The 17,202-nt window shown below is 58.3% G+C and carries 24 protein-coding genes; 23 read left to right on the forward strand and 1 reads right to left on the reverse strand.

The window, feature by feature from the left end:
* The first annotated feature begins 24 nt into the window (after positions 1-24).
* Positions 25-2,211, forward strand: coding sequence for a right-handed parallel beta-helix repeat-containing protein (locus HUU60_08800; protein ID NUL82804.1), 2,187 nt, complete (start codon positions 25-27; stop codon positions 2,209-2,211).
* Positions 2,212-2,214: 3 nt separating this feature from the next.
* Here the strand turns inward: HUU60_08800 and HUU60_08805 are convergent, their stop codons facing one another.
* Positions 2,215-2,865, reverse strand: coding sequence for a tetratricopeptide repeat protein (locus tag HUU60_08805; protein NUL82805.1), 651 nt, complete (start codon positions 2,863-2,865; stop codon positions 2,215-2,217).
* A 13-nt stretch (positions 2,866-2,878) separates the two neighbouring features.
* Here HUU60_08805 and HUU60_08810 point away from each other — a divergent pair, with 13 nt between their 5' ends.
* The 22 genes from HUU60_08810 (at position 2,879) to rplF (ending at position 17,185) form a co-directional block, all read left to right on the forward strand.
* Positions 2,879-3,898 carry a 2-oxo acid dehydrogenase subunit E2 gene (locus tag HUU60_08810; GenBank protein ID NUL82806.1) on the forward strand — a complete coding sequence of 340 codons (1,020 nt, stop codon included), beginning with the start codon at positions 2,879-2,881 and terminating at the stop codon, positions 3,896-3,898.
* A 312-nt stretch (positions 3,899-4,210) separates the two neighbouring features.
* Positions 4,211-4,609, forward strand: a complete 399-nt coding sequence (locus HUU60_08815) for a 30S ribosomal protein S12 (GenBank protein ID NUL82807.1) — start codon at positions 4,211-4,213, stop codon at positions 4,607-4,609.
* A gap of 10 nt (positions 4,610-4,619) precedes the next feature.
* On the forward strand, positions 4,620-5,093 hold the full coding sequence (rpsG, locus tag HUU60_08820) for a 30S ribosomal protein S7 (protein NUL82808.1): 474 nt from the start codon (positions 4,620-4,622) through the stop codon (positions 5,091-5,093).
* 16 nt (positions 5,094-5,109) lie between these two features.
* Positions 5,110-7,206, forward strand: a complete 2,097-nt coding sequence (gene fusA / locus HUU60_08825; GenBank protein NUL82809.1) for an elongation factor G — start codon at positions 5,110-5,112, stop codon at positions 7,204-7,206.
* A 27-nt stretch (positions 7,207-7,233) separates the two neighbouring features.
* Positions 7,234-7,542, forward strand: a complete 309-nt coding sequence (rpsJ, locus tag HUU60_08830; GenBank protein ID NUL82810.1) for a 30S ribosomal protein S10 — start codon at positions 7,234-7,236, stop codon at positions 7,540-7,542.
* Between the two features lie 11 nt (positions 7,543-7,553).
* Positions 7,554-8,186, forward strand: a complete 633-nt coding sequence (gene rplC / locus HUU60_08835) for a 50S ribosomal protein L3 (protein ID NUL82811.1) — start codon at positions 7,554-7,556, stop codon at positions 8,184-8,186.
* A gap of 34 nt (positions 8,187-8,220) precedes the next feature.
* Complete coding sequence (rplD, locus tag HUU60_08840) at positions 8,221-8,850, forward strand: 50S ribosomal protein L4 (GenBank protein ID NUL82812.1); 630 nt, start codon at positions 8,221-8,223, stop codon at positions 8,848-8,850.
* Positions 8,847-9,140, forward strand: a complete 294-nt coding sequence (rplW, locus tag HUU60_08845; GenBank protein ID NUL82813.1) for a 50S ribosomal protein L23 — start codon at positions 8,847-8,849, stop codon at positions 9,138-9,140. The genes rplD and rplW overlap by 4 nt, the downstream gene beginning before the upstream one ends.
* 18 nt (positions 9,141-9,158) lie before the next feature.
* On the forward strand, positions 9,159-9,986 hold the full coding sequence (gene rplB / locus HUU60_08850; protein NUL82814.1) for a 50S ribosomal protein L2: 828 nt from the start codon (positions 9,159-9,161) through the stop codon (positions 9,984-9,986).
* A 12-nt stretch (positions 9,987-9,998) separates the two neighbouring features.
* Complete coding sequence (rpsS, locus tag HUU60_08855) at positions 9,999-10,283, forward strand: 30S ribosomal protein S19 (protein ID NUL82815.1); 285 nt, start codon at positions 9,999-10,001, stop codon at positions 10,281-10,283.
* A 27-nt stretch (positions 10,284-10,310) separates the two neighbouring features.
* Positions 10,311-10,652, forward strand: a complete 342-nt coding sequence (rplV, locus tag HUU60_08860) for a 50S ribosomal protein L22 (GenBank protein NUL82816.1) — start codon at positions 10,311-10,313, stop codon at positions 10,650-10,652.
* A gap of 3 nt (positions 10,653-10,655) precedes the next feature.
* Positions 10,656-11,537 carry a 30S ribosomal protein S3 gene (gene rpsC / locus HUU60_08865; GenBank protein ID NUL82817.1) on the forward strand — a complete coding sequence of 294 codons (882 nt, stop codon included), beginning with the start codon at positions 10,656-10,658 and terminating at the stop codon, positions 11,535-11,537.
* A gap of 18 nt (positions 11,538-11,555) precedes the next feature.
* Complete coding sequence (rplP, locus tag HUU60_08870) at positions 11,556-12,014, forward strand: 50S ribosomal protein L16 (protein NUL82818.1); 459 nt, start codon at positions 11,556-11,558, stop codon at positions 12,012-12,014.
* On the forward strand, positions 11,995-12,201 hold the full coding sequence (rpmC, locus tag HUU60_08875) for a 50S ribosomal protein L29 (protein ID NUL82819.1): 207 nt from the start codon (positions 11,995-11,997) through the stop codon (positions 12,199-12,201). The genes rplP and rpmC overlap by 20 nt, the downstream gene beginning before the upstream one ends.
* A gap of 12 nt (positions 12,202-12,213) precedes the next feature.
* Entirely contained in the window at positions 12,214-12,507 is a 294-nt protein-coding gene (gene rpsQ / locus HUU60_08880; protein ID NUL82820.1) for a 30S ribosomal protein S17, read from the forward strand.
* Positions 12,508-12,527: 20 nt separating this feature from the next.
* Complete coding sequence (rplN, locus tag HUU60_08885; protein NUL82821.1) at positions 12,528-12,896, forward strand: 50S ribosomal protein L14; 369 nt, start codon at positions 12,528-12,530, stop codon at positions 12,894-12,896.
* Positions 12,897-12,928: 32 nt separating this feature from the next.
* On the forward strand, positions 12,929-13,255 hold the full coding sequence (gene rplX, locus HUU60_08890; GenBank protein ID NUL82822.1) for a 50S ribosomal protein L24: 327 nt from the start codon (positions 12,929-12,931) through the stop codon (positions 13,253-13,255).
* Between the two features lie 15 nt (positions 13,256-13,270).
* Positions 13,271-13,888: a 50S ribosomal protein L5 gene (gene rplE, locus HUU60_08895; protein ID NUL82823.1), complete on the forward strand. Its 618-nt coding sequence runs from the start codon at positions 13,271-13,273 to the stop codon at positions 13,886-13,888.
* Positions 13,889-15,976, forward strand: a complete 2,088-nt coding sequence (fusA, locus tag HUU60_08900) for an elongation factor G (GenBank protein ID NUL82824.1) — start codon at positions 13,889-13,891, stop codon at positions 15,974-15,976.
* 20 nt (positions 15,977-15,996) lie between these two features.
* Positions 15,997-16,182 carry a type Z 30S ribosomal protein S14 gene (locus HUU60_08905; GenBank protein NUL82825.1) on the forward strand — a complete coding sequence of 62 codons (186 nt, stop codon included), beginning with the start codon at positions 15,997-15,999 and terminating at the stop codon, positions 16,180-16,182.
* Between the two features lie 14 nt (positions 16,183-16,196).
* A complete protein-coding gene (gene rpsH, locus HUU60_08910; protein ID NUL82826.1) occupies positions 16,197-16,592 on the forward strand; it encodes a 30S ribosomal protein S8 in 396 nt (131 codons plus the stop codon).
* A gap of 29 nt (positions 16,593-16,621) precedes the next feature.
* Positions 16,622-17,185, forward strand: coding sequence for a 50S ribosomal protein L6 (gene rplF / locus HUU60_08915; protein NUL82827.1), 564 nt, complete (start codon positions 16,622-16,624; stop codon positions 17,183-17,185).
* Positions 17,186-17,202: the final 17 nt, after the last annotated feature.

The following is a 17,202-nucleotide window of genomic DNA, read 5'->3' on the forward strand; positions in this document are numbered from 1 at the left end:
CGTCTGGCGAATCTATCGCCCATCATGAACCGCGCATTCTTGGTCGGCTCCATTGCTCTTTTGCCCGCGCTCCTCATTGGCGCGCGATTGTTGGACGCTTATCCCGGCTTGGTCGAAAAGAACGGCGCATTGGTGCCTTCGGTAATCGCATCCAAGTTTGCGCCGGAGACGGGACTGCAGAAACCGTTTCCTCAACCTATCGTCGAGGTGGAGAATCCAACGACCGTCAAGCGCGTCGAATTAGGGCGACTGCTCTTTTTCGACCCCGTTTTGTCGGTTGACGAATCGACCTCCTGCGCCAGTTGCCATCATCCAGACTTAGGATTCGGGGATGGCCTGCCCAGGTCGATCGGTTTAGGCGGCAAGGGCGCTGGGGCAGAGCGAAAGGGCGGCAAGGAACTTACACGCGCGGCGCCGACGTTGTGGAACTCGATGTTCAATCACAGACAATTTTGGGACGGTCGAGCCAAGACTCTTGAAGAGCAAGCCAAAGGCCCGATCAGCGATCCGGACGAGATGGCTAACGATCCGCAGAAGTTGGTCGGTCGATTGAAAACGATTCCAGAGTATGTGAGGCATTTCGACGAGGCATTCGGAGGCGAGATTAGTTTTGACAAGGTCGTTATGGCGATTGCTGCGTTCGAGCGGACTTTGGTGAGCTTCAACTCTCGATTCGATCAGTATGCCTCGGGCAATGGCGCAGCGCTGTCGCCGACCGAGAAGCGGGGATTGAAACTCTACCTCTCTACAAAAGCTCGGTGTTCCGAATGCCACGGCATGCCAACCTTTGCCAATCCCGACTTTAAGGTGATCGGAGTGCCCGATCCGCCGGACGGGCCCAAAGACGTTCACAAGGAACCCGCCGAAAAAGGTCGCGGCGGCGGGCCGACCGGTGCTTTTAAGGTCCCGACGTTGCGAAATGTTGCTCTGACAGCGCCCTACATGCACAACGGCGCTTTCAAAACGCTCGAAGAAGTGGTCGATTTCTACTCGAACGGCGGCGGGCGAGGCAAAGGCTTGGACATCCCCCTTCAGGACGACAAAATTCGCAAGTTCCAGTTGACCAAGCAAGAACGGGCGGATCTAGTCGCGTTCATGCACAGTCTGACCGATGTCTCGGCGATGCCGGCCATACCGGATCGTGTTCCTTCTGGCTTGCCGGTCGTTAAGCGGATTTCCGATCCGGTGCGACAGCGAGCCGTGCGGGCTTCAAGGGCGGTCAAGACGCCCGATCGTCCAATGGTCGTCGAGATTGGCCCCGGACAAAGCCTGCAGGAGGCCGTCGATCGAGCGGGTCGAGGCGGAACGGTCAAGATGCGATCCGGCGTTTACCACGAGAACGTCTTGGTCATTCATCATGGAGTTACGATAGAAGGCATCGGGCCGACCAAGCCGATCATCGATGGCCGCAATCGTTTGCCCGATGCTATTGTCGGCCTCGGCAACGACTTTACGGTGCGGAATCTCGAAGTGCGCAACTATCAGGGCAACGGCATCGTCGTGCACGGCGCCCGAAATGTGCGCTATGATGGCATCAAGTGCGTCAACACGGGTGTGTACGGCATTTATCCTGTAGGCTGCGACGGCGTGCTGATCGAAAACTGCGAGGTAACCCAGGTGGCCGACGCCGGAATCTATGTCGGACAATCCAAAAACGTGGTCGTTCGCAATTCGGTCGCGTACAAAAACGTCGCCGGCATCGAGATCGAGAACTGCGAGAATTCGCTGGTCGAGGGTAACTACTGCTACGAAAACACGGGCGGGCTGTTAGTCTTCGTCTTGCCGTTCAATCCGTCCAAAGTCTGCGTCAATACGGTCGTTCGGAACAACAGGCTGATCAATAACAACACGCCCAACTTTGGCGATCCGGACGCGATCGTCTCCAAGATTCCAAAGGGCAGCGGGCTGATCATTCTCGCGGCTGACAACACGTTGATATACGACAACGCGATCGAGGGCAATTCTACTTTTGGGATCGCGATGCTAGGGCTTAATTCTATTTTTCCTGCAGGCACCAAGTACGACGTCGATCCTTCGCCGGACGGCAATCAGATATACGGAAACAAGATTTCGGGCAATGGCTTAGACCCCGATCCGACAATCGTTAAGATGGGGTTGCCAGGGCGCGATCTGTTTTGGGATCTGAGCGGCAAGGGTAACCGCTGGATGCAGCCGGGCGCGTCGAGTTTTCCGCCTAGCTTGCCAAAGTAAGCTTTATCTTCTGCGGATGGCTTCGATCTCGGCCTGGCGGATCGCCTCGTCGATCGCATTGCGGGCAAAAAGCTGGATACCGATGGCGAACAGGCAACTCAAGAGAGCCACAACGCCCCAGAATCGGGCGCCTTTCAGAATCGCGTACATCGCTAACAAAGCGCCGATACCAGCCGGCGTCGCGCCTGCGCAACAGCCTATCGAGCCCAAGAGCATGGCAAAGGCGGCTTCGACGCAACCGCCTTGCTGACGGAGGCTGGTCGCCGGTATCACCGATGCGACGGATTGACCTTGGGCCGGCTGGCCGACATGCGGGCGAAGATTAGCCGCGGCGGTTTGAGCGACGACGAGCGAAGGATCGTACTTGAGCGCCGTCTCGTATGCCGCGATAGCCTCCAAATATTTGCTCTGCTGGTGAAGCGCGCAGCCCAGATTATAATGCGCCAGCGAATCGGTCGGGTGGATGTGGGCCGCTTGACGAAAGGCCTGTTCCGCTCGCACCGTCTCGCCCAGCGCCGCCAATGCCAGCCCAAGGTGCATGGCCACTTGGAAGTCGTAAGGATGCCGCTGAAAGGCGGTCTCTAAATAGGGCAAAGCCTCGGCATACTGCCTGTTTCGGGCTAAGTCTATCGCTCGCCGGACCCAGCTTTCCACGAGGATATTCTACATGGCGGTCGGTATAATCGCCGATATGCAAAGGGTTGTAACGCTCCCGATGATGGGCCAGACGATGGAAGAAGGCGTCATCGTCAAGTGGTTCAAGCAGATCGGCGACCGAGTAGAGAAGGGCGATCTGCTCTTTGAAGTTCTTACCGACAAGACCAACATCGAGGTCGATTCGACCGAGCAGGGATATTTACGAAAGGTGCTGGTTCCGCTTGAGACAACCGTTCCGGTCGGCGCGCCGATCGCCATCCTGACCGATACAGCGGACGAACCGATTGAAGAGACAATCGATCGGAGATTAGCTTCTCCCAGAGCGCGGACGGTGGCTGCCGAGAAAGGCATCGACCTGAGGACGGTCGAAGTTTCCGATGGTGGCGTAATTCGGGCGTCGCAAGTAGAGGGATTGCAGGGAGCCATTGGGAGCTACTGGCGAAGGCAGACGGCAGAGGCTGTCAGCAGAAGCTGGCGAGAGGCGCCCCACGTTACCTTGTTCGCCGAGGCAGTAATGCCGAATGAGACGGGCGTGTTAGCTCGGATCGCACAAGCCTGCGGAAGGGCGTTGGCGCAAATGCCCGAGATAAACGTCCGATGGAGCGGGCAGGGCATTGTGCCGTTCGACGAGGTCAACGTCGGCCTGGCGGTCGCATTGGACGACGGTCTGGCCGTTGCGAGCCTTGTCGAGCCGCACAGATCGGAAACCATCAAGGTCGAGTCGGAGATCAAACGACTGGCGGAACTCGCCAGGCAGAACAAACTAGGTCCAAACGATACCCAACCGGCCGCGATAACGGTTTCCAATCTCGGAGCGTTTGGCATCGATGGGTTCACCCCCATCATCACGCCTGGCCAGACGTTCATTCTTGGCGTTGGGGCACGAAAGCAGCGTCCCATCGTGCTCGATGGGCAGGTCGTCGCGGCTTTCACCGTGCCTCTCAGCCTCTCGTTCGACCATCGGGCTGTGGACGGCGTGCCAGCCGCCCGCCTGTTGGGTTTGATCAAACTGGGGCTTGAGGAAGAATGAAGTTTGGCAAATCTCCCCGGCGCTCTTGACTTTTCTGCCAAGCATCGTTCATAATTCCGTTTCGCTGATCGGCTTTGCCGGTCGGCGCCGTCCGTGCGCAAGCGCGGAGCGTTGGGCAGCTGGGGCCGTAATAGCATACACAACCCGATGCCAAGACAAAAAATGCCCGGAAGGGGTCAAGGTTGGAGGAGGCGGAACGCGAGCCGAAACAGGCTCGATAAGGGATAACCCTGAAGCGCTCCAGAGCAAATCGCGCCCCTCCGCCGCCGATGCAGCGAGGGGTTTTTTGTTATCAGTCGCAAGGAGAATCGAATGCCGACCATCAATCAACTGGTGCGCAAAAAGAGAAAGCCGAAACCGGTGAAGTCAAAGTCGCCGGCGCTTCGCAACAACCCGCAAAAGCGCGGCGTCTGCACCATCGTGCGGACGATGACGCCCAAGAAGCCAAACTCGGCATTGCGCAAAGTCGCTCGCGTGAGATTGACCAACGGCACCGAGGTAACCGCCTATATCCCCGGCATTGGACATAATCTTCAAGAGCACTCCGTCGTTCTGGTTCGAGGCGGAAGAGTGAAAGACCTTCCCGGCGTCCGCTACCACATTGTTCGAGGCACGCTCGATTGTTCTGGCGTAGAAAATCAATCGACCACGCGCGATCAGGATCGACGACGGCAGGGGCGATCCAAGTACGGCTCCAAGAGGCCCAAGTAAGAGGCGATTTATGGCGAGAAAAGGACAGATCCCGAAGAGACAAGTACTGCCCGACCCAGTGCACAACAGCGAGATGTTGGCGCGCTTCATCAATCGCGTTATGCGCGGCGGAAAGAAAAGCGTCGCGGAGCGCATGGTCTATACCGCGCTGAGCATGGTGGAAGAGAAGGCCGGCAAGCCCGCTATCGAGGTTTTTGACACCGCAATGGCCAATATCTCCCCCCAGGTCGAGGTTCGACCCAGGCGCGTCGGCGGCCAGACGTACCAAGTGCCGATCGAAGTGACGCCCAGCCGAAAGCGCGCGCTCGCCATGCGCTGGCTGGCTGCGTCCGTTCAAAAGAAAAAGTCAGGTCGCACGGCGGCCAGCCGATTAGCGCAGGAGCTTTTGGACGCATTCAATAAGACCGGCGCCGCCTACAAGAAGAGGGAAGACACCCACAAAATGGCCGAGGCCAATCGCGCCTTCGCTCATTACCGGTGGTAATCATTAGGAACCGATCATGCCAAGAACCGCTCCGTTAGAGAAAGTCAGGAACATTGGGATTGCCGCGCATATCGATGCGGGCAAAACGACCACTACTGAGCGGATCCTCTACTACACCGGGCGAATCCACCGAGTCGGAGAGGTGCACGACGGCTCTGCCACCATGGACTGGATGGAGCAGGAGCAAGAGCGCGGGATCACGATCACTTCGGCCGCGACGACCTGCGATTGGAACGGCCACCGAATCAACATCATCGATACTCCCGGCCACGTGGACTTTACGGTCGAGGTCGAACGATCGATGCGCGTGCTGGACGGCGCCGTCGCCATTTTCTGCGCGGTGGGCGGCGTTCAGCCCCAGTCCGAAACGGTTTGGCGCCAGGCGAATCGCTACAAAGTGCCTCGCATGTGCTACGTCAACAAGATGGACCGGCTCGGCGCCGACTTCTACAAGGTCGTCGAGCGGATCGTCGACCGCCTGGGCTCGCGCGCGGTGCCGATTCAACTCCCGATAGGCGCGGAGAGCGAGTTTGCGGGCATTATCGACCTGATCACGATGCGAGCGTTTTTCTATCGCGACGATCAAGGCAACCAGATTGACGAGACCGACATCCCGGCGGATATGGCGGGCCTGGCAAGCGAGTGGCGCGACAAGATGCTCGAGGCCTGCGCCGAAATGGACGACGCGGTCATGGAGAAGTACCTTGAAGGCGCGGAACTGACCGTTGAAGAGATCAAGCGATGCTTGCGCAAGGGCACATGCGAACTTAAGATTGTGCCTGTCGTCTGCGGCTCCAGTTTTAAGAACAAAGGCGTTCAGCCTCTGCTCGACGCGGTCATCGATTACCTTCCGTCTCCATTAGATGTCGAGGAAGTCAAAGGCGTTCATCCCAAGACCGGGGAAGAAGTGGTTCGACGTCCCGCGGACGACGAGCCGGCCTGCGCGCTGGCCTTTAAGATACAGACCGATCCGTTCGTCGGCAAGCTGACCTATATTCGCGTCTATTCGGGCGTGATCAAGAAAGGCTCCTACATCTATAACGCGACCAAGAACGAGCGCGAGCGCGTGGCGCGCATCCTGCAAATGCACGCCAATCGTCGCGAAGATTTGGAGGAAGCGAACGCCGGCGACATCGTCGGCGTTATCGGCTTTACCTCGACGACCACGGGCGATACGCTCTGCCCTGAAAGTCATCCGATGCTGTTGGAGCCGCCGCAATTCCCCGAACCCGTCATTTCCATCGCAATCGAGCCGAAAACCAAATCCGACCAGGACAAACTGACCAACGCCCTTCAGAGACTTGCCGCAGAAGACCCGACTTTCCGACTTTCTACCGATCACGAGACCGGGCAGACTCTCATCTCGGGCATGGGCGAGCTGCACCTGGAGATCATTCTCGACCGACTTCAGCGCGAGTTCAGCGTATTGGCCAACCAGGGCCGGCCCCAAGTCGCGTACAAAGAGACGATCCGGACTCTGGCCAAGGCGGAAGGCAAGTTCGTTCGACAGTCCGGCGGCAAGGGCCAATACGGCCATGTCGTCCTGCAGGTCGAACCCAACGAGCCGGGCGCCGGGTACAAGTTTCATAACAAGGTCGTCGGCGGCGCAATCCCGAGAGAGTTCTTTAACCCGATCGAGGCGGGCATCAAGGAAGCTTTGGAGACCGGAGTCGTTGCAGGCTACCCGATGGTCGACGTGGTCGTAACCCTGCTCGACGGATCGTATCACGATGTGGACTCGAGCGAAATGGCCTTCAAGATCGCCGGTTCGATGGGTCTCAAAGCGGCTGCTCAGCGCGCTAATCCGGTTCTCTTAGAGCCTTACATGGCGCTTGAAGTCACCGCGCCCGAGACGAATGTAGGCGACGTCATGGGAGACTTGAACGCCCGACGAGCTCGAATCGAGGGCATCGAGCCCGGTCCGGGCAACATACAGATCATAAAAGCCGTTGTGCCGCTCGCAGAGATGTTTGGCTATGCCACCGCCGTTCGGTCGCTCTCGCAGGGTCGGGCGACCTATGTGCTGCACCCATCCCACTATGAGGAGGCGCCGCCGCACGTGGCGCAGGCCGTTACCGAAAGGAACGCGACCCTGCAACCGGTTGGCCGCTAAGTCCCAAGGAAGGCAACGAGGAAGCATATGAAGCGCGACAAAATCAGAATCAGACTCAGGGCGTACGACTTTCGAGTGCTCGACGAATCGGTCAAGCGCATCGTCGATCAGGTTGTTCGGAGCGGCGCCCGAATCAAAGGTCCGGTGCCGTTGCCGACCGACATTCGACGCTTCTGCGTGATCCGAGGCCCGCACATCGACAAGATCGGGATGGAGCACTTCGAAGTGCGCACCCACAAGCGATTGATCGACATTGTAGAACCGACCAACCGCACCATCGACGCGCTGATGAGGCTCGATCTTCCAAGCGGCGTCGATATCGAGATCAAACTTTAACGGAGAGACCTATGATAGGCGGACTGATAGGACGAAAGTTAGGGATGACGCAAATCTTCGATGAAGCGGGGCGCTATGTGCCGGTTACGGTCATCGAGGTTGGTCCGTGCTTCGTCACCCAGCTTCGCACGGCAGAGCGCGACGGCTACTCGGCCGTTCAACTCGGCTTTGGCGCGATGAAGAAGAATCGGCTGACCAAGCCGAAGGCCGGGCACCTGGAGAAGGCTGGTCTGAAGGACAAGCCGGTGCGAAAGTTGGCCGAGTTTCCGACCCTAGGCGCAGAGTTGGAGCTAGGGCAGCAGATTCGGGCCGAAGATGTGTTCCAGCCGGGCGACGTGATCAAAGTTACAGGCACGAGCAAGGGCAAAGGCTTTGCAGGCGTCGTGAAGCGATATCATCACCACGGCGGACCGATGACTCATGGCTCGATGACCCACCGCCGACCTCTATCGAGCGGCGCGACGGGGCCTCAAAGAGTTATGAAAAACCACAACATGCCAGGCCGAATGGGCGCCGAGACGACCACTCAGCCTTCTGTAACGGTGGTTCGAGTGGACGCCGAGCGCAATCTGGTCTTGATCAAGGGCGCTGCGCCGGGCGGCAACAACGGTATCGTCTACCTTTGGAAGGCGCGGCGAGACTAAACGAGTTAGAGAGAGAGAACGGAGCATAAGGACCATGCCAACGATAAAACTGCACGGAGCGGACGGTAAAGAGAGCGGCAATCTCAAACTGGACGATAAGCTTTTTGGCCTCGAACCAAACGTGGCCGTCATGCATCGCAAAATGGTGGCCGAGCGCAACAATGCCCGAGTAGGGTCGCACGATACGCTGACTCGCGCCGAGGTCGCTGGCGGCGGCAAGAAGCCTTGGAAGCAAAAGCATACCGGCCGCGCGCGGCACGGCTCGTTCCGCTCTCCAATCTTTAGGCACGGCGGTATCGCTCATGGGCCCCATCCGCGAAGCTACGCGCAAGACGTGAACAAGAAGGAGAAGCGACTGGCATTGCAGAGCGCCCTTTCGGCGCGCATCGCCGATGGCAGCGTCGTCGCGGTTAAAAACATCCCGATCACCGAGATCAAGACCAAAGCCGCGGCCGAGTTCTTAACAACAATGGGCGCCGGAGGTCAAAAAACCCTCGTCTTGATCGAAAGCCCAGACGCTGTCTTGCTGAAGTCTTTCAGGAATCTGCCGGGAGTCGTCGTGAGGACGGCGCCGGCTTTTTCTTTGATCGATGTGTTGGACGCAGAGCGCATTATCGCGACGGAGCAGGCGCTCAAGAACACCGAGGAGGTCTGGTCGAAATGAAAGCCCTGAGCGACGTGCTTATTCGCCCGCTGATCACCGAAAAGGGCACCAATCAGACCGCGGATCACAACCAGTATGCATTCGAGGTCGCCTCCGACGCCACGAAGATCGACATCGCGAACGCGGTGCGACAAGTCTACAAGGTGCAGGTTGTCAAGGTGCAGACCCTGTGGGTCAAGGGGCGTCCAAAGCGACTGGCCTCTCAACGCAGGATGGGACGCACATCGAACTGGAAGAAAGCCGTTGTGCGCTTGGCGCCCGGACAACAGATCTCGGACGCGACGCAATAGCCTGACGGAGAATAGAAAATGCCGACCAAACAGTGGAAACCGACATCGCCGGGCCGAAGGTTTATGATAACCTCTTCGTTCGAGGATATCACGACCGACGAGCCCGAAAAGAGCCTGACCATCGGCCTCAGGAAGACCGGGGGCCGAAACAATCAAGGCCGCAAAACCGCACGAAACCGCGGCGGCGGGCACAAGAGGCTCTATCGGATCATCGATTTTAAGCGCAATAAGGAGAACGTGCCGGGCAAGGTCGCCGAGATCGAGTACGATCCGAACCGCTCGTCCCGCATTGCGCTGATCCACTATGCAGACGGCGAAAAACGGTACATCTTAGCGCCGGTCGGTCTGTCGCAGGGCGACACAGTGGTCAGTTCGACGGAGGCAGACATCAAGCCGGGCAATGCGCTGCCGTTGCGCAACATCCCGGTCGGCACGGTCGTTCACAATATCGAATTGACGGTCGGCAAGGGCGGTCAGATCGTTCGGAGCGCAGGGTCGTCTGCTCAGATTGTGGCAAAGGAAGGCAACTACGCGCAGATTCGCCTGCCCAGCGGCGAGAACCGCTTAGTTCACCTACAGTGCCGAGCCTCGATCGGGCAGGTAGGCAATGTGGATCATGAGAACGAATCGTGGGGCAAGGCCGGTAAGAGCCGATGGAAGGGCCGCAAGCCCAAGGTTCGCGGATCGGCCATGACCCCCAGAGACCATCCGCACGGCGGCGGAGAGGGCAAGACGGGCGTCGGAATGAAGCATCCCAAGACGCCGTGGGGCAAGCCTGCCATGGGCGTCAAAACGCGCAAGAACAAGCGCACCGACAAGTTTATCGTTAGAAGGCGCGAGAAGTAATCTGGAGGCAAGATGGGACGCTCACTGAAAAAAGGGCCTTTCGTCGATGAAAAGCTGATGGACCGCGTTCGATCGATGAACGCCAGCAACGACAAACGGCCGATCAAGACTTGGTCCAGACGCAGCACGATCGTGCCGGAAATGATCGGGCATACGTTCAACGTGCACGACGGGCGCAAGCATGTGCCGGTTTATGTTTCAGAACAGATGATCGGGCACAAGTTAGGCGAGTTTGTGCCCACCCGAACGTTTCGCAGCCACCCGGGCGGAAGCGAAAGAACCAGCCGGGTTAGGTAACCAAGAGATCAAACGAGGAGCAACGAGATGTCAGTGAGAGCAACGGCAAAGAATGTGAAGATACCGGCGACCAAAGCAAGGCTCGTGGTCGACCTGGTAAGGGGCAAGCCGGTGGACGAGGCTCGCGCCATCCTGGCCAGCCTGCCCAACAAAGCCGCGCGCCTAACGGCCAAAGTGCTGGAATCGGCGGCCGCCAATGCCGCCAACACTCACAATCTTGACCCCGACCGCCTCTTTGTTTCACGGGCCTTCGTCGACGAAGGCCTGGTGATGAAGCGCATTCAACCGAAAGATCGCGGTCGGGCGTTCCGCATCCTTAAGCGCTCCAGCCACATCACGCTCTACGTAGACGAAGCGGGGGGACGCTAAGCTATGGGACAGAAAATTCATCCGGTCGGCTTCCGGGTCGGCATCACGAGAGACTGGGACAGCCGCTGGTTCGCCCCCAAGAAGCAGTACGGCGCAAACGTCTATGAGGATTACACTATACGCAAGGCGATCAAGACCAAGTACTACAGTTCGGGCGTGTCGCGCATCGAGATCGAGCGCGCGGTTGCGGCGCTGAAGGTGATCGTGTACGCTCAACGGCCCGGCCAACTGATCGGTCGAGGCGGCAAAGGCATCGAAGAGATCACCCAGATGATCGCCCGTATCGTCAAGCCCAACAGCCCGGAGACTCGGGTTCAAGTCGATATTCAAGACGTGCGACAGCCAGAAACCGACGCCCAACTCTTAGCGGAGAACATTGCCACGCAGCTCGAAAAACGAATTTCCCATCGACGAGCCATTCGACAGACCATGACCCGAGCGCAGCGCAATAACGTAAAGGGCATCCGAGTCGCCGTTGCCGGACGACTGAACGGCGCAGAGATCGCAAGGCGCGAATGGGACCGCAACGGCCGCGTTCCGCTTCACACCCTTAGGGCCGACATCGACTTTGGCCAAGCGATCGCGTACACGATTTTTGGCACCGTCGGTGTCAAGGTCTGGGTCTATAAAGGAGAAGTGCCCCGAACGCGAGGATTCCACGAGGCGCTTCGCGGCGTGAGCGACGTGGACGAAAACCGAAGAACAGAAAGAACGAGAGCGCCCAAGCGAAGCGCGGGCGGCCGGACGAAGGCGGAAGGCGGCGCGCCAAGACCCCGGCGAGGGGCAACCGCGGCTCCGGCAGAAGAAGCGCCCGTAACCGAGACCGCTCCGATGCCCGAGCCAGTAGCGGAGCCAACGCCAGTTAGTGAACCCAGCAGCGAATAAGCAAGAGGCCAGAACGATATGTTAATGCCAAAGAGACTAAAGCATAGAAAGCACCACCGAGGACGCATGAAAGGCGTCGCCAAAGGCGCTACCGAAGTCCATTTCGGGCAGTGGGGCATTCAGGCGCTCGAGCCATGCTGGCTGACGAACCGTCAGATGGAGGCGGCGCGCGTCGCCATCGTTCGACATCTGCGCCGAGGCGGAAAGATCACGTTTCGCATCTTTCCCGACAAACCTTACACCAAGCGGGCCGCAGAGACGCGAATGGGGTCTGGAAAGGGCAGCGTGGAGGGTTGGGTGGCCGTGGTCAAGCGCGGCCGGATCATCTTGGAATTGGCCGGCGTTCCCGAAGCGGACGCGATGGAAGCGTTGCGTCGAGCCTGTCATAAGCTTCCGATCAAGACAAAGATTGTGGGACGGCTGGATGTCAGCGCCCATGCTGCAAAGGAGGTCAAGGATGAGAGCGACGAAAGCTAAAGACTACCGATCGATGGCTTACAACGACCTCTTGGAAGAGTTAGAGGACAAGAAAAAGGCGCTCTATCGTTTGCGCGTACAGGTGAGCCTGATGCAGATGAAGGATACGGCCAGTCTGAACTATGCCAAAAAGGACATCGCGCGGATCATGACCGTCATTAACGAGAAGCAGCGCGAGCAGGCGTAAGGAAAAGAGGAAATGAGCGAAAAGGAAACTCGAACCCTAGAAGAGGCTGGCGAGTACGCGGGCAAGAAAAAGACCCGCATCGGTCGCGTCGTCAGCGACAAGATGGACAAAACGGTCGTCGTGCTGATCGAGCGGACGATGCGACACCCCATCTATCACAAAACCGTGCGCCGATCCACCAAGTATCAAGCGCACAGCGAAAACAACGATTGCCATGTGGGCGATCTGGTCGAAATAGTTGAGACGAGGCCCATGAGCCGCCACAAGAGGTGGCGCGTGCGGGCCGTTATCGAGAAGGCAAAGTAAGAAAGGCTAGGTGAACGACAATGGTACAGCAATATTCCCGGTTGCGCGTGGCGGACAATTCCGGCGCTCGCGAGGTGTTAGTCATCCGCGTTATGAAGGGCTCCAACGCCCGATATGGCGGCGTGGGCGACATCATCGTGGCGGCGGTCAAGGATGCCGCGCCTAATATGCCGGTGAAGAAGGGCGAAGTGGTCAAGGCCGTCATCGTAAGGACCAAGCACGTCATCAAGCGGCCCGACGGCACCAGTTTGCGGTTTGACGACAACGCCTGCGTGCTGATCAACCCGGCCTTAGAGCCGAGAGGCACTCGCATCTTCGGCCCCGTCGCAAGAGAGCTGCGCGAGAGGAACTTCATGCGAATCGTCTCGCTCGCTCCCGAGGTGCTTTGACAATGATCAAGAAACTGAGCAAGCCGTTAAGAATGAAGATCAAGCGCGGCGATACCGTAACGGTCATCGCTGGCAAAGACAAAGGCAAACAGGGCAAAGTGCTGCGCGTTCTGCCGACCGTCAATCGCGTCGTCGTCGAAGGCGTGAACATGGTAACCAAGCACAAGAAGAAAGTTCCGACGGCCAAAGGCGCTCAGGAGTTCGGACGCTTTCAGATGCCCGCGCCGCTGCACGCCAGCAACCTGATGGTGGTGGATAAGGATACGGGCAAACCGACGAGAGTGCGCCGAGCCCGAAACGCCGAGGGCAAACTGGTGCGCGTTTCAAAGGCCGGTCAGATATTGGACGCGGAGTCGTAATCGAGGCGATAAAGAATGGCAAAGAAAGAAACGCAAGAGAAAAAGCAGAAGGGCGCCGCGGTCGCAGAGGGGCGCGCGCAGGCGGGCTTCGAAACCCAGTTAAAAAAGCGATACGCCACCGAGATCGCGCCAGAGCTGGCCAAACAGTTCAACCTGGCTAACCCGATGGAGATCCCGAAACTGACCAAAGTCGTGCTGAACATGGGCGTCGGCGAGGGCGAAAAAGACTCCAAGCAACTGGACAACGCCGTGCGCGAGATGACCATCATCTCGGCTCAAAAGCCGGTCGTAACGGTTGCCAAGAAGCCAATCTCGAACTTCAAGATTCGCGAAAACTACAAGATCGGTTGCAAAGTAACGCTGCGAGGCGACCGAATGTACGTCTTTTTGGAGAAGCTGATCAACATCGTGCTGCCGCGCATACGCGACTTCAACGGCGTCTCGCCCAAGTCGTTCGACGGCCGGGGCAACTACTCTCTAGGGGTTAAGGAGCAGATCATCTTCCCCGAGATCGTATACGACGAAATCGACCGAGCGCGAGGCATGGACATCACGATCTGTACCTCGGCGCGCACCGACGAGATGGCTTACGCGCTGCTAAAACAACTGGGAATGCCCTTCAGAGAGCGATAAATGAAACCTTATCCTATCGACAACATCCGAAACGTAGCGCTGGTCGGCCATGGCGGCTCGGGAAAGACGACCCTTGCCGAGCACATCTTGCATCTATCCGGAGCCACGGACAGAATAGGCTCGGTAGAGGCGGGAACCACCGTTTCGGACTTCGATCAGGAAGAAGTCAAACGCAAGATCAGTTTGAGCGTTTCGGTCCTGCCGGTCGAGTGGGAAGGGAACAAGGTCAACTTGATCGATGTGCCGGGGTTTCCAGACTTTATCGGCGACATGTATGGCGCTTTGCGCGTGGTCGATTCGGCGATCATCGTTGCGCCCGCTCAGGCCGACTTGGACGTTGGGTTTGAGAACGCTTGGGAGCAGTGCGAGGAGCAAGGCTTGCCGCGCTTTGTGTTCGTCAACAAGATGGAGCGCGACAATGCCGACTATCCGGGATTGCTCGCCACCCTGCAAAGCCTCTACGGTCGGAGGATCGTACCGATCCAGATTCCCGTTGGCGCTCAGACCGGTTTCAAAGGCGTGGTCGATTTGCTCCACATGAAGGCTTACGTCGGTCATGACAAAGAGGGCGTGGCGACCGAAATCCCGGCAGAATTAGTTGCAGAAGCGACCAACGCGCGCGACGCATTGATCGAGGCCGCCGCCGAATCGGAGGACGATCTGGCCGCTAAGTATTTGGACGGCATTACGCTGACCGAGGACGAAATTCTGCACGGTCTACAGATGGGCATCAACGCCGGAACGCTGGTTCCGCTGATGGTCGGGTCGGCCGGCCAAGGCATCGGCACACGACGGTTGCTGGAGACCATCATCGAATTCGCCCCGTCGCCCACGCACCATCGGGCTATCGTGGCTAAAGACAAGAACGGCCAAGAGGTCGAATTAGCGCCCGATCCCAATGGCCCTCTCTGCGCGTTCGTCTTCAAAACGACCGCCGATCCTTACGTCGGCAAGCTGACCTACTTCCGCGTTTTCTCGGGCACTTTCCACGGCGATTCGACGGTCTACAACTCGCGCAAGGAGCGCGACGAGCGCATCGGCCAAGTCTACTATATTCGAGGCAAGAACCAAGTCGCAACGCCCGGGATACCGGCGGGCGACATTGCCGCAACGGCCAAGCTACAGGAAACCAGCACGGGCGACACGCTGGGCGACAAGGCGAAACCGTTGACCTTAGAGCCAGTCCACTTTCCCGATCCGATCTATCAGGTCGCCATCGCCGCCAAATCAAAGGCCGACGAAGACAAAATGGGCCCGGCCTTGGCGCGCCTGCACGAAGAGGACCCGACGCTGCACGTGCGCCGCGACCCCGAAACGCATCAGACGCTGCTCCTAGGCATGGGCGATTTGCATCTCGATATCGTGATGGAGAAGCTGAAGCGCAAGTTCAGCGCCGAGGTGGTGTCTGAGGAGTTCCGCATCCCGTTTCGCGAGACCGTGGTCGGCTCGGCCAAAGCGCAAGGCAAGTTCAAGCGTCAGAGCGGCGGTCGCGGCCAATACGGCGACTGTTGGATCGAGCTAGAGGCCTTGCCGCGCGGATCGGGCATCGAGTTTGGCGAGAAGATCGTCGGTGGCGCGATACCGAAGAACTACATACCTTCGATCGAAAAGGGCATCCGAGAAACAGCCGAAAAAGGCCTTATCGCAGGCTATCCTTTGGTCGACTTTAAGGCGGTCGTATACGACGGCTCCTATCACGACGTCGACTCGTCTGACGCTGCATTTAGGATGGCGGGCAACATGGCGCTCAAGGCTGCCAGCGAGAAAACGGGCGTTGTGATGTTAGAGCCGGAGTTGGAAGTGGAAATCAGCGTGCCCGACGCGTACACTGGCGACGTGATGGGCGATATGAACGGTCGCAGGGGCCGCATCCTTGGCATGGAGCCGGCCGGTAAGGGAAGGCAAACGGTTCGCGCCATTGTGCCAATGGCCGAGATGCTAAAATATGCGCTCGAACTGAGATCGATCACTCGTGGGCGCGGGCGATTTAAGACTAAGCTTGCGGGCTACACCGAAATGCCGCACAATGTCGCGGCCCCGCTGATCGAGAAAGCCAAAAAAGAGCGCGAAGCGCAACAGGATCATTAGAGGAACAGAGAGGACGATAAATGGCCAAAACCACGTGGATTGTCAAAGCTCGACTAAAGCCAAAGTATTCGACCCGCAAGGTCAACCGGTGCAACGTTTGCGGGCGGCGGCACGGCTACATTCGTTTCTTTAGCCTTTGCCGAATCTGCCTGCGCGAAATGGCGCACAGGGGCCTGTTGCCCGGCGTCAAGAAGTCGAGCTGGTAAGGAGCGCAAAAGAAATGATGACTGACCCTATAGCCGATATGCTCACCCGACTGCGAAACGCGGCGCGGGCCGAAATGCCCAGCGTCAGCATGCCGCATAGCGCGGCAAAAGAGCGTTTGGCGAACGTACTGAAAGAGGAAGGCTTTGTGCGAGCCGTCAACGTGGATCGCAGCAAGCAGTTTCCAATCTTGCAGATCGCGCTGCAATACGGCAAGAACGGCGATTGCGCCATCGCTCACATCGAACGAGTGAGCAAACCCGGACGCCGGATCTATCGAGATGTAAAAGGGCTTAGACCCGTTCGGCGCGGCTTGGGTAGCGCGATCGTATCGACCTCGCAAGGCCTTATGCCAGACCGCGAGTGCCGCAAGCGAAACATAGGCGGCGAGGTTGTCTGCATCCTCTGGTAGGCCGAAAGACGAATTAGGAGAAAAAGACCATGTCAAGAATAGGCAAAGCGCCCATAACAGTGCCGAACGGCGTAGAGATCAAGGTCGATGGCCTTGCTGTAACCGTCAAGGGGCCAAAAGGGCAACTGAGCCACGACTTGCCCGAAACGATCACCCTCGAGCAGCAGAACGGTACGCTTCATGTCAAGCGGCAAGACGACGAGCGCAATAATCGATGCCAGCACGGCTTACAGCGCACGCTTATCAACAACATGGTTCAAGGCGTTAGCGAGGGCTTCGAAAAGGCGCTCGAGATCGTTGGCGTCGGCTATCGCGCCTCGATGGAGGGCCCGACGCTGGTGCTGCAGATCGGCTTCTCGCACTTGGTCAAGGTGCCGCCTATGGAGGGCATTTCCTTTGAGCTGGCGCAGGACCCTCAGTCCAAGAACGGTCTAATACTGGTGCGCGGCATCGACAAGCAGCGCGTCGGTCAGCAAGCCGCCGACATCCGAGCCATCCGCCCGCCGGACGCTTATAAAGGCAAGGGCATCCGATACAAAGGCGAGGTCATCAAGACCAAGGCCGGAAAGAGCGCGATCGGAGCCAAGAAGTAGCCGCGTCGGCAATAGGG

This window comes from Armatimonadota bacterium (genome assembly GCA_013359125.1).
GTDB lineage: Bacteria > Armatimonadota > Fimbriimonadia > Fimbriimonadales > GBS-DC > JABWCR01.

Excerpts from the sequence above, each read along its gene's own strand:
- HUU60_08800 (NUL82804.1), top strand. The coding sequence starts at position 25 with ATGAACCGCGCATTCTTGGTCGGCTCCATTGCTCTTTTGCCCGCGCTC.
- HUU60_08810 (NUL82806.1), top strand. The coding sequence starts at position 2,879 with ATGGCGGTCGGTATAATCGCCGATATGCAAAGGGTTGTAACGCTCCCG.
- HUU60_08815 (NUL82807.1), top strand. The coding sequence starts at position 4,211 with ATGCCGACCATCAATCAACTGGTGCGCAAAAAGAGAAAGCCGAAACCG.
- rpsG (NUL82808.1), top strand. The coding sequence starts at position 4,620 with ATGGCGAGAAAAGGACAGATCCCGAAGAGACAAGTACTGCCCGACCCA.
- fusA (NUL82809.1), top strand. The coding sequence starts at position 5,110 with ATGCCAAGAACCGCTCCGTTAGAGAAAGTCAGGAACATTGGGATTGCC.
- rpsJ (NUL82810.1), top strand. The coding sequence starts at position 7,234 with ATGAAGCGCGACAAAATCAGAATCAGACTCAGGGCGTACGACTTTCGA.
- rplC (NUL82811.1), top strand. The coding sequence starts at position 7,554 with ATGATAGGCGGACTGATAGGACGAAAGTTAGGGATGACGCAAATCTTC.
- rplD (NUL82812.1), top strand. The coding sequence starts at position 8,221 with ATGCCAACGATAAAACTGCACGGAGCGGACGGTAAAGAGAGCGGCAAT.
- rplW (NUL82813.1), top strand. The coding sequence starts at position 8,847 with ATGAAAGCCCTGAGCGACGTGCTTATTCGCCCGCTGATCACCGAAAAG.
- rplB (NUL82814.1), top strand. The coding sequence starts at position 9,159 with ATGCCGACCAAACAGTGGAAACCGACATCGCCGGGCCGAAGGTTTATG.
- rpsS (NUL82815.1), top strand. The coding sequence starts at position 9,999 with ATGGGACGCTCACTGAAAAAAGGGCCTTTCGTCGATGAAAAGCTGATG.
- rplV (NUL82816.1), top strand. The coding sequence starts at position 10,311 with ATGTCAGTGAGAGCAACGGCAAAGAATGTGAAGATACCGGCGACCAAA.
- rpsC (NUL82817.1), top strand. The coding sequence starts at position 10,656 with ATGGGACAGAAAATTCATCCGGTCGGCTTCCGGGTCGGCATCACGAGA.
- rplP (NUL82818.1), top strand. The coding sequence starts at position 11,556 with ATGTTAATGCCAAAGAGACTAAAGCATAGAAAGCACCACCGAGGACGC.
- rpmC (NUL82819.1), top strand. The coding sequence starts at position 11,995 with ATGAGAGCGACGAAAGCTAAAGACTACCGATCGATGGCTTACAACGAC.
- rpsQ (NUL82820.1), top strand. The coding sequence starts at position 12,214 with ATGAGCGAAAAGGAAACTCGAACCCTAGAAGAGGCTGGCGAGTACGCG.
- rplN (NUL82821.1), top strand. The coding sequence starts at position 12,528 with ATGGTACAGCAATATTCCCGGTTGCGCGTGGCGGACAATTCCGGCGCT.
- rplX (NUL82822.1), top strand. The coding sequence starts at position 12,929 with ATGAAGATCAAGCGCGGCGATACCGTAACGGTCATCGCTGGCAAAGAC.
- rplE (NUL82823.1), top strand. The coding sequence starts at position 13,271 with ATGGCAAAGAAAGAAACGCAAGAGAAAAAGCAGAAGGGCGCCGCGGTC.
- fusA (NUL82824.1), top strand. The coding sequence starts at position 13,889 with ATGAAACCTTATCCTATCGACAACATCCGAAACGTAGCGCTGGTCGGC.
- HUU60_08905 (NUL82825.1), top strand. The coding sequence starts at position 15,997 with ATGGCCAAAACCACGTGGATTGTCAAAGCTCGACTAAAGCCAAAGTAT.
- rpsH (NUL82826.1), top strand. The coding sequence starts at position 16,197 with ATGATGACTGACCCTATAGCCGATATGCTCACCCGACTGCGAAACGCG.
- rplF (NUL82827.1), top strand. The coding sequence starts at position 16,622 with ATGTCAAGAATAGGCAAAGCGCCCATAACAGTGCCGAACGGCGTAGAG.